The 9,966-nt window shown below is 67.4% G+C and carries 9 protein-coding genes; 6 read left to right on the top strand and 3 right to left on the bottom strand.

The features are described 5' to 3' along the window. Positions 1 to 314 precede the first annotated feature (314 nt). The gene (locus C0461_RS02340; protein ID WP_292103587.1) at positions 315 to 1,070 is read left to right on the top strand and encodes a hypothetical protein; all 756 of its coding nucleotides are present in this window, start codon (positions 315 to 317) and stop codon (positions 1,068 to 1,070) included. Between the two features lie 69 nt (positions 1,071 to 1,139). Here the strand turns inward: C0461_RS02340 and C0461_RS02335 are convergent, their stop codons facing one another. The 3 genes from C0461_RS02335 to C0461_RS02325 form a co-directional block, all read right to left on the bottom strand. Then, the gene (locus C0461_RS02335) at positions 1,140 to 1,910 is read right to left on the bottom strand and encodes a 1-acyl-sn-glycerol-3-phosphate acyltransferase (protein WP_292103592.1); all 771 of its coding nucleotides are present in this window, start codon (positions 1,908 to 1,910) and stop codon (positions 1,140 to 1,142) included. Between the two features lie 98 nt (positions 1,911 to 2,008). Beyond that, the gene (locus C0461_RS02330; protein WP_292103586.1) at positions 2,009 to 3,061 is read right to left on the bottom strand and encodes a GGDEF domain-containing protein; all 1,053 of its coding nucleotides are present in this window, start codon (positions 3,059 to 3,061) and stop codon (positions 2,009 to 2,011) included. An 84-nt stretch (positions 3,062 to 3,145) separates the two neighbouring features. Beyond that, a complete protein-coding gene (locus tag C0461_RS02325; RefSeq protein WP_292103584.1) occupies positions 3,146 to 4,762 on the bottom strand; it encodes a DEAD/DEAH box helicase in 1,617 nt (538 codons plus the stop codon). A 235-nt stretch (positions 4,763 to 4,997) separates the two neighbouring features. Between C0461_RS02325 and mmsB the strand changes: the two genes are divergently transcribed. The 5 genes from mmsB (at position 4,998) to C0461_RS02300 (ending at position 9,928) form a co-directional block, all read left to right on the top strand. Further along, entirely contained in the window at positions 4,998 to 5,906 is a 909-nt protein-coding gene (gene mmsB, locus C0461_RS02320; RefSeq protein ID WP_292103582.1) for a 3-hydroxyisobutyrate dehydrogenase, read from the top strand. A 145-nt stretch (positions 5,907 to 6,051) separates the two neighbouring features. Then, positions 6,052 to 7,278, top strand: coding sequence for a 5-aminolevulinate synthase (hemA, locus tag C0461_RS02315; protein WP_292103580.1), 1,227 nt, complete (start codon positions 6,052 to 6,054; stop codon positions 7,276 to 7,278). 296 nt (positions 7,279 to 7,574) lie between these two features. After that, on the top strand, positions 7,575 to 8,819 hold the full coding sequence (glyA, locus tag C0461_RS02310) for a serine hydroxymethyltransferase (RefSeq protein WP_292103591.1): 1,245 nt from the start codon (positions 7,575 to 7,577) through the stop codon (positions 8,817 to 8,819). A 9-nt stretch (positions 8,820 to 8,828) separates the two neighbouring features. After that, a complete protein-coding gene (gene nrdR, locus C0461_RS02305; RefSeq protein ID WP_292103578.1) occupies positions 8,829 to 9,299 on the top strand; it encodes a transcriptional regulator NrdR in 471 nt (156 codons plus the stop codon). Further along, entirely contained in the window at positions 9,299 to 9,928 is a 630-nt protein-coding gene (locus tag C0461_RS02300; protein WP_292103575.1) for a RibD family protein, read from the top strand. Before nrdR ends, C0461_RS02300 begins: the two co-directional genes overlap by 1 nt. Positions 9,929 to 9,966: the final 38 nt, after the last annotated feature.

Raw genomic sequence — 9,966 nt, 5'->3', positions numbered from 1 at the left:
AAACGCGATTGTTCCATAGTCACTGCGTGGAGCGGCGCTTTGGAAAATATAAAAAACTTGCTCGCTAAGTACATGGCGAACGAAAATATGCTTTGTTGATCGCCAATTACATTTTCACATCGGCATGCATCGCCAAGTCCATCTCATAATCATTGCAGATTGAAGGGGATGGATGACTTCGCGTTGCTGAATTCTGTCCCATGTGAACAATTTCCGCGGTCGCCGGTTGGTCTGGGGCAACCCCTAACGCCAGCGTTCAGCGAGCCGATCGGCTCTCCGTCCAGACTGGCCGCCATTTCAGGAGACCGATGATCATGCGCACGATCACCCGCCTATTCGACCACTATTCCGACGGCCTTGACGCCATTCGCAGCCTCGAGAGCGACGGCTACCACAGCCATGACATCAGCCTCATCTCCAATAACGCCGAGGAATGGCACGCCGCGGATGGTTCGACGGACCACGCCGGGCATGACCACGATCACGGCAACAAGGCCGGCGAAGGCGCGGCGACCGGTGCGGGCGTCGGGGCGGCACTCGGCGGCGGCGCCGGACTGCTGGCGGGTCTCGGCATGCTCGCCATTCCGGGCGTGGGACCCGTTGTCGCCGCAGGTTGGCTGGCGGCGACGGCGGCCGGCGCGCTCGGCGGCGCCGTTGCCGGCGGCGCCACCGGCGGTCTGGTGGGCGCGCTCACCGATGACGGCGAGAACGAGGACGACGCCCATGTCTACGCCGAGGGCGTGCGTCGCGGCGGGTCGCTGGTCAGCGTGCGCATCGCCGATGACCGGGCTCAGGATGTGGAAGCGGTGCTGGAACGCCATGGCGGCGTCAAAGCCGAGAAGCGCGGCGGCGCCTATCGCAGCGAAGGCTGGGAGCGCTTTGATCCGTCGGCTGAACCCTATGACCGCGACCGGGTCGTGGCGGAACGGGCCCGCTACCGCACAGACCCGGTGGCCCAGGAGCCCCGCAGCTTCACCGGGACCGACACCGTGCGCGACGATTCGATCAGCGATGATCGCATCCGCGCGGAGCAATCGCGCACGGGCGAGACCCCGCCCCCGCGTATCTGATCGCTGTCATCGGACAGTCGTCTGAAAAGGTGCCGGTTCGCCGGCGCCTTTTTTCTTGCGTCGGTTCGCTCAGGCCGCGGCGCGCCGGACCTCGTCGGGGGTGGGAACCTGGACGGCGGGGGTGATCGGCGCGCCGGTGGCCTCGGCCACCAGTTCGGCGGTGCGGGTTTCCACCGCCGCTTCAAGCCGGGCCATGAATTCGTCCTTGCCCAGACCCAGAGGGATGGCGTCGAGGAACTCCAGGGTCGCGGTTCCGGGGTGCTTCTCGTACGCCTCCTGCGGCCAGAACAGGCCCAGATTGGTGGCGACGGGCACCACGGGCATCTGGAAGTCGCGGTACATGTGCCAGACGCCGGTGCGATAGCGGTATTTCTGCCCAACCTTCGCCAGATTGCCCTCGGGATAGATCAGGATCTTGCGGCCTTCGGCGTGGGCCTCGGCGGCGCGGGTGGCGAGCGCCTTGCGGGCTTCATGGCCGCCGCAGTTGTTGACCACGATGGCGCCCAGCTTGCGCAGCACGGTGCCCAGCAGCGGAAAGCGCTCCAGATGATCGCCGGTGACGAAGGCCAGGTCGTCGAACTGATTGTAGATGGAGAAGCCGTCGCCCCAGGACTGGTGCTTGCAGGCGAGGATGAAGGCCCCGTCCGGCAGGCGGTCCTTGCCACGCACCTGGATGCGTATCCCGGCCAGAGCGCGCATGGCCCAGACCATGGAGCGTACATAGCTGCGGATCACGCCCCGGACCAGGCCGCGCCCCGGCGTCAGGGCGGCGAAGGCGGCCCCCAGGGTGTGGAGGATCGACAGGGGCCAGTAGGCGAGGGCGAAGGCGAGACTGCGCATGGGGCGACCTTGGCCGTGAATCACGGCGGGGGCCATATCCGACCGCCTGATTCACGGCGTGGGCGGGGTCGTGAAGGACTGCCTCGCCCGATCAGGCGTCAGGCGGCGCGCGAAAGCCTGGTGGCGCAGGTGACACGATTGCGGCCGGCGTGCTTGGAAGCGTACAGCGCCTCGTCGGCGCGGCCCATCAGGTCGACCGCCGTGTCGCCCGGCAGTTTCTGGGCCAGGCCGATGGAGACGGTGACGGCGCCCAGATCGTCATTGGTTGACCGGCGACGCAGGCTGCGGGAGGCGATCTCCTCGCGGATCGTGTTGAGCACGGTTTCGACCATGCGGGCGGTTTCGCCGGGAAACAGCAAGGTGAACTCCTCGCCGCCATAGCGGGCCGCCACGCGGGGGCTGCGCAGGGTACGGCCGAGAACGCTGGCCACATAGCGCAGCACCTGATCGCCGGTCTGATGCCCCCAGGTGTCGTTGAATTTCTTGAAGTGGTCGATGTCGAGCACCGCCAGGGTGAGGGGGGCCTTGTCGCCCGCCGCCGCGCATGCCCGGTCCAGCTCCTCGTCGAACGCCTTGCGGTTGGCCAGATTGGTCAGGGCGTCGGTCATGGCGTCGCGCCGGACCTGTTCCAGATGCTGTCTCAACTGGGCCACTTCGCGCGTGGAGGCCTGCAGACGCTTCTCCAGCGTGGCGTTCTCCATGTGGACCTTGCTGGTGGCGGCGGTCAGATCGCCGACCAGCCGCTTGATCTCTTCGGGCGCCAGAGGCGTCTCCATGCTGGCGCCGGCCTCGGCGAGGGTCTGGCCGTATTCAGCCTGGGACGACTGCGCGGAGGCGATGACCTCGGCGACATTGTTGAGCTCGCGGTTCAGCATCAGGCCGGCGTCGCGGATTTCGTCGCTGAGCCGGCCGCGCGGCAGATACTCGGACATCAGCATCTCGCTGATGTCCTCGGTGAAGGGCGTGCCGAGCTCCATCAGCCGTTTCATCTCACGGCTCAACGGGCTTTCGGGCGTGCCGATGTAATGAATCCAGAGCTCGAAATTCAGCGGCGTCGGCCAGACGCCGGCAGCTTCCATGGCCTCGAGCGCCTGACGCGCAAGGGAGAAGGCCTCGGGTCCGCGCAGCGTTGTTTCAACCTGTGCCGTCATACTGGTCCCGCCTCCCGCGCCCGTTCAGCGCCGGAGAAACCCTAGGTTCGCCAGGTAAGGACGAGGTTAAGGACCGGCGTTATTTCAGGACGAAACCGGGACCGGGCGACGCAGGAAGGCGGGCACATCATCGCCGAATCCCGAACCCTTGGCCGGGCCCCCGTCGTCGTCCTTGCCCTTGCGGCCGCCGCGGCGCTCGGCCTGGGTCAGCTGGGGCTCCTGAACCGCAACGGCGGCTGCGGGCGCAGCGGCCGCTGAAGCGGGGACCGGTGCGGACACTGCGGGAGCGTCCGCCGCGACCGGCGCAGTTTCGCTTTTCGACCCTCGGCGACTGCGGGTGCGGCGCGGCTTTTCGGCCTGTTCAGCGGAGACGGCGGCGACAGGTTCAGGCGCGGTCGCTTCGACCGGCGCGGCGGCCGCTTCGACAGCGGGCTCCGACCGGCTGCGGCGTCCGCCCCGGCTGCGCTGGGGCTTCTCGGCCTGCTCGGCCTGCTCGGGAGCCTTGCGCTCGGCCCGTTCCGGGGCCTTGCGGCCGCCGCGGGCGGAGCCGCCCGAACCGACGCCGGACCAGTCGATGTCCAGGGTCAGCTCTTCCGGATCCATCTTGATCAGCTTCAGCACCTTATCCAGCGACTTGTCGTCGGACGGGGTGACGATCATGAAGGTCTGACCCTTCTTGCCCGCGCGGCCGGTGCGGCCGATGCGGTGCACATAGTCGTCGGCGTGGTGCGAGACGTCATAGTTGAAGACGTGGCTGACGTCGGGGATGTCGAGGCCGCGCGCGGCCACATCGGAGGCCACCAGCAGCTTGAGTTCGCCCGAGCGGAACGACGCCAAGGTTTTGGTGCGCAGGGACTGGTCCAGGTCGCCGTGGATCGGCGCGGCGTCAAAGCCATGCTGCTTGAGCGACTTGGCGACCACATCCACTTCGGACTTGCGGTTGCAGAAGACGATGCCGTTCTTGACGTCCTCGCGGCCCACCAGGGCGCGCAGGGCGATGCGCTTGGCCTTGGGGTCGCTGGACGGGATGCGGACCAGATACTGGGCGATGGTGTCGGCCGTCATGGCCGGACGCGACGCCTCGATCCGGGTCGGATCCTTGAGGAACTGCTGGGTCAGGCGGGTGATCTCGGGCGGCATGGTGGCCGAGAAGAACAGGGTCTGGCGCCGCGGAGGCGTCAGTTTGAAGATGCGCTCGATGTCCGGGATGAAGCCCATGTCCAGCATGCGGTCGGCTTCATCCACGACCATGATCTCGACGCCGGTCAGCAGGATCTTTCCGCGCTCGAACAGGTCCAGCAGACGGCCCGGGGTGGCGATGAGCACGTCCACGCCCTTGTCCAGCAGGGCCACCTGCTCGCCCATGGAGACGCCGCCGATCAGCAGCGCCCAGTTGAGCTTGGTGCCCCTGGCGTATTTGCCGAAACTCTCGGCCACCTGGTCCGCCAGTTCGCGGGTCGGGGCGAGGACAAGGGCGCGGGGCATGCGAGCCCGGGCGCGGCCCGAGCCGAGGCGATCGACCATCGGCAGGGTGAAGGCCGCGGTCTTGCCGGTGCCGGTCTGGGCGATGCCCAGAACGTCGCGTCCGGCGAGGGCCACAGGGATGGCCTGTTCCTGAATGGGGGTGGCGGTGGTGTAGCCGGTGTCGGCGACCGCCTGAAGGGTCGTGGGCGAAAGGCCCAGTTTGGAGAATTCTGTCATGTAACTCGTGATGGGGAGTCTTTTCAGACTCATGACGCACGGAACCGCCCCTCATTGGGCGAGCGGGCGGCGCGAATTCGCCAGACCTGTCCCGAACTGTTGGCTCGATATAGAAATCCACAGCGAAAAGTCAAGTATTTCCGGCGAATCCCGGCCCAGGTGGGCCCTGGCGACGCTGGCGATCCGGGCGCGATGAGTCTAAGTCCGGGCCAAAGACTGTCAGGGAGAGACGCACATGAAGATCGCATTCATCGGCCTGGGCAACATGGGCGGCGGCATGGCGGCCAATCAGGCCAAGGCCGGGCGGACGGTGACGGCTTTCGACCTCTCGACCGAGGCCCTGGGCCGGGCCAGGGCGGCCGGGTGCACGCCTGCGACCTCGGTGGTGGAGGCGGTCAAGGACGCGGACGTGGTCATCACCATGCTGCCGGCCGGTCCCCATGTGATGAAGGTCTATTCGGAGCAGGTGATCGGGGCCGCACCCACCTCGGCCCTGCTGGTCGACTGCTCCACCATCGACGTGGACACCGCCCGCAAGGTGGCGGGTCTGGCGCAGGAGGCGGGCTACGCCTTTGCGGACGCGCCGGTGTCGGGGGGCACGGCGGCGGCGGAGGCGGGGACCCTGGCCTTCATGGTCGGCTGCGACGAGGCGGCGCTGGCCCGGGTCGAGGCGGCGCTGGAGCCCATGAGCCGGATCACCATCCGCGCCGGCGACCATGGGGCGGGGCAGGCGGCCAAGATCTGCAACAACATGCTGCTGGGAATCTCGATGATCGGCACATGCGAGGCCATCGCCCTGGCCGAGCGGCTGGGTCTGGAGCCCGAGCGGTTCTTCGAGATCGCGTCCAAATCGTCGGGTCAGTGCTGGAGCGTCACCAGCTATTATCCGTGGCCCGGCCCGGTGCCGACGGCGCCGTCCAATCGCGGCTACGAAGGGGGATTCGCCACGGCCATGATGCTGAAGGACCTGAAGCTGGCCCAGGACGCGGCGGCCAAGGCGGGCGCGTCCACGCCGCTGGGGACCCAGGCGGAGGCCATGTACGCCCTGTTCGACCGGCTGGGTTACGGCGGTCGGGACTTCTCGGCCATGTTGCAGTTCCTGCGCGGGGATCTGGACAGCCTGGAGCGCGCAGAGCGGACCTGAGCCTATGCCCCTGCTGTCGATGCGGTATTGAGAACCGTTATCAATTAAGGGGTTGCGGCCTTTTGTCCGTCGGTTTTCGTGGACACGCGGGCCTGCGGGGAGCAAAACGCAAGGCAGACGATCATAAGCAAAACGAGCCGTCCGCGTGTTTGACTATAAGGCCGCCTTTCAAAACGCCGTCGACCAGGTCCAGAAGGAAGGGCGCTACCGCGTCTTTGCCGACCTGAAGCGCGTGCGCGGCCAATTCCCCAAGGCGCTGCGCCGCCGCGAGGACGGGTCTGAGCAGGACGTGGTGGTCTGGTGCTCCAACGACTATCTGGGCATGGGCCAGCACCCGGTGGTGCTTGAGGCCATGCAGGCGGCCATCGACGAGGCCGGCGCCGGCGCCGGGGGCACGCGCAACATTTCCGGCACCACCCGCTGGGCCGTGGACCTGGAGGCCGAGCTGGCCGACTGGCACCAGAAGGAAGCGGCGCTGCTGTTCACCTCGGGCTATGTGGCCAACGAGGCGACCCTGACGACCCTGCAGCGGATCATGCCGGGGCTGATCATCTTCTCCGATTCGCTGAACCACGCCTCCATGATCGCGGGCATCCGCAACGGCGGCTGCGAGCGGCACATCTTCGCCCACAACGATCTTGAGCATCTGGAGGCCCTGCTGCAGGCCGCGCCGGCCGATGCGCCCAAGCTGATCGCCTTCGAGAGCGTCTATTCCATGGACGGCGACATCGCCGACCTGCACGGCACCATCGCCCTGGCCCAGAAGTACGGCGCCATGACCTATCTGGACGAGGTCCATGCGGTGGGCCTGTACGGCGCCCGCGGCGCGGGCGTGGCCGAGCGCGACGGCGTGCTGGACCAGATCGACATCATCGAGTGCACCCTGGGCAAGGCCGTGGGCGTCATGGGCGGCTATATCGCGGCCGACGCCGTGATCATCGACGCGGTGCGGTCGTGGGCCGCGGGCTTCATCTTCACCACCAGCCTGCCGCCGGCCCTGACGGCCGGGGCGCTGGCCTCGGTGCGCCACCTGAAGGGCGCCGCCGACCTGCGGGCGCAGCATCAGGAGCGGGCCGAGACGCTGAAGCGACGCTTCGCCGAGGCGGGCATTCCGGTCCTGCCCAGCGAAAGCCACATCGTGCCGGTGCACGTGGGCGACCCGGTCCACTGCAAGATGATCTCGGACATGCTGCTGGAAGACTTCGGCGTCTATGTGCAGCCGATCAACTATCCCACCGTGCCCAAGGGGACGGAACGCCTGCGCTTCACTCCGTCGCCGAACCACGACGACGGCATGATGGACGCCCTGGTCACGGCCATGGACAAGCTGTGGACCCACTGCAACGTGGCGCGTCTCCCTGCGGTCGCCTGACCACAGCCTCGGCGAGGTCATCGTCGAGTTCGTGCGCAACGGCGCCTATCTGAAATGCTCGGCCATTCATGCGGCCACGGGAACCGAGGCCTCGGCGGTGGGGCCGGTGAATGAGCGGGCGCATCTGGAGAGGATCGCCATCGGCAAGCTGCGGCGGACCCTTGGCGGTGCGACGGCACAACATGTTGTGGGGCGGGGGTGGAAGGCGTAAAGCATCTGGCATCTTCCCGCCCCCCTGATTTCCGGAGCCGCCCGTGACCGCCCGCTTCGTCCATGACGCCTATTTCTCCCAATCCCTGCGCGAGGCCGATCCCGAGATCTTCAAGGGAATTCAGGGCGAACTCGGCCGCCAGAAGGAGCAGATCGAGCTGATCGCCTCCGAGAACATCGTCTCTCAGGCGGTGCTGGAGGCCCAGGGCTCGGTCCTGACCAACAAATATGCGGAAGGCTATCCGGGCCGCCGCTACTATGGCGGCTGTGAATACGTCGACATCACCGAGACCCTGGCGCGCGAGCGGGCGAAAAAGCTGTTCGGCGCGGCCTTCGCCAATGTGCAGCCGCACTCGGGCGCCCAGGCCAATCAGGCGGTGTTCCAGGCCCTGCTGACGCCCGGGGACACTTTCCTGGGCATGGACCTGGCCTGCGGGGGGCACCTGACCCACGGCAGCCCGGCCAACCAGTCGGGCAAGTGGTTCCGTCCGGTCACCTATATGGTGAGGAAAGACGATCATCTCATTGATTATGATAACGTCGCCGAGATGGCTGAGCGGGAGAAGCCCAAGCTGATCCTGGCCGGCGCCAGCGCATATTCGCGCCATATCGACTTCAAGAAATTCCGCGAGATCGCGGACTCGGTCGGCGCGTATCTGATGGTGGACATGGCCCACTATGCGGGCCTGATCGCGGGCGGCGCCTATCCCGATCCGCTGCCCCACGCCCATGTGGTGACGACCACGACCCACAAGACCCTGCGCGGGCCGCGCGGCGGCATGGTGCTGACCAATGACGGCGACATCGCGAAGAAGATCAATTCGGCGGTGTTCCCCGGTCTGCAGGGCGGGCCGCTGGAGCATGTGATCGCGGCCAAGGCCGTGGCCTTCGGCGAGGCGCTGAAGCCCGAGTTCAAGGGTTATGCGCAGCAGGTGGTCAGGAACGCCCAGGCCATGGCGGGCGTGCTGGTGGAGCGGGGGCTGGCGATCGTTTCGGGCGGCACCGACAGCCATCTGATGCTGGTGGACCTGCGGCCCAAGGGCGTGACCGGCAAGGCCACCGAGCATGAGCTGGAGAAGGCCCTGATGACCTGCAACAAGAACGGCGTGCCGTTCGACGACGCGCCCTTCACCATCACCTCGGGCGTGCGGCTGGGGACCCCGGCGGGCACCACGCGCGGCTTCGGCGAGGACGAGTTCAGGCAGATCGGCCACTGGATCGCCGATGTGGTCGTGTCCATGAAGGGCGGCGACGAGGCGGACACGGCGGTGGCGGCGGGCGTAGCCGCGCAGGTGCGGGAGTTGACGCACAGCTTCCCGATCTACAGGTAGGCCCGGCCCATGAAGTGCCCCTTCTGCGGAAACCCGGACACCCAGGTGAAGGACAGCCGCCCGTCGGACGACGGCGCGGCCATCCGGCGCCGTCGGGCGTGTCCGGGCTGCAGCGGGCGCTTCACGACCTTTGAACGGGTGCAGTTGCGCGAACTGGTGATCGTCAAGCGCAACGGGCGGCGCACGCCGTTCGATCGCATGAAGCTGGAACGGTCGCTGGGCATCGCCCTGCGCAAGCGTCCGGTGGACCCCGATCAGATCGAACAGCTGGTCAGCCGCATCGTGCGCCAGCTGGAAAGCCTGGGCGAAACCGAGATTCAGTCCTCGACCGTGGGCGACTTCATCATGAAGGCGCTGAAGGGCGTCGATGAGGTGGCCTATGTGCGCTACGCCTCGGTCTACAAGGATTTCCGCCACACCGGCGACTTCGCCAAATTTCTCGGCGCCGAAGGATTCAGCGACTCCGACAAGGATCGGTGATGCGCGTCACCCTGAAACTGGCCACCTCTCTGGACGGCCGCATCGCCACCGCGACGGGCGAGTCCCAATGGATCACCGGCGAGGCCGCGCGCGAGCAGGGCCACCGCCTGAGAGCCGCCCATGACGCGGTGCTGGCCGGCGTGCAGACCGTGCTGGCCGATGACCCGCAACTGGCCGTGCGCCTGCCGGGCCGACCGGTGGATCAGCCGCTGCGCGTGGTGCTGGACAGCCGTCTGCGGACGCCTGCAACGGCGAAGCTGGCGGGCGAGGGGACGCTGATCCTGACGACCACCGAGCCGCATGCGGTGGGGGAGGCTCTGGTCGAGCGGGTCGAAGCCGGTCCGGACGGTCGCCCCTCCGTCGATGCCGTCCTGAAGGCGTTGAAGCGGCACGGCGTCGGCTCGGTCCTGATCGAGGGCGGCGGGCAGGTGGCGGCGTCCTTTATCGCGGCGGATGCGGTGGATGCGCTGGAGTGGTTCCGGGCGCCGATCCTGCTGGGCGGGGAAGGGCGGCCGTGCGTGGCGGCGCTGGCCATGGCGCAGCTTTCCGACGCGCCGCGCTTCCGGCGCCTTGCGGTCGAGCCTCTGGGTGACGACCTGTGGGAGCGATACGAGCGAGCGCGATCATGACTGGCTGCACCACCTTTTCCGAAAACCGGTTCCCACTT

It is taken from the genome of Brevundimonas sp. (genome assembly GCF_013823285.1).
Lineage (GTDB): Bacteria > Pseudomonadota > Alphaproteobacteria > Caulobacterales > Caulobacteraceae > Brevundimonas.
Note: the sequence above shows the minus strand (reverse complement) of the source record. Positions and strands in the feature narration are given on the sequence as shown.

Excerpts from the sequence above, each read along its gene's own strand:
- C0461_RS02340 (WP_292103587.1), top strand. The coding sequence starts at position 315 with ATGCGCACGATCACCCGCCTATTCGACCACTATTCCGACGGCCTTGAC.
- nrdR (WP_292103578.1), top strand. The coding sequence starts at position 8,829 with ATGAAGTGCCCCTTCTGCGGAAACCCGGACACCCAGGTGAAGGACAGC.
- C0461_RS02330 (WP_292103586.1), bottom strand. The coding sequence starts at position 3,061 with ATGACGGCACAGGTTGAAACAACGCTGCGCGGACCCGAGGCCTTCTCC.
- mmsB (WP_292103582.1), top strand. The coding sequence starts at position 4,998 with ATGAAGATCGCATTCATCGGCCTGGGCAACATGGGCGGCGGCATGGCG.
- C0461_RS02335 (WP_292103592.1), bottom strand. The coding sequence starts at position 1,910 with ATGCGCAGTCTCGCCTTCGCCCTCGCCTACTGGCCCCTGTCGATCCTC.
- C0461_RS02325 (WP_292103584.1), bottom strand. The coding sequence starts at position 4,762 with ATGACAGAATTCTCCAAACTGGGCCTTTCGCCCACGACCCTTCAGGCG.
- C0461_RS02300 (WP_292103575.1), top strand. The coding sequence starts at position 9,299 with ATGCGCGTCACCCTGAAACTGGCCACCTCTCTGGACGGCCGCATCGCC.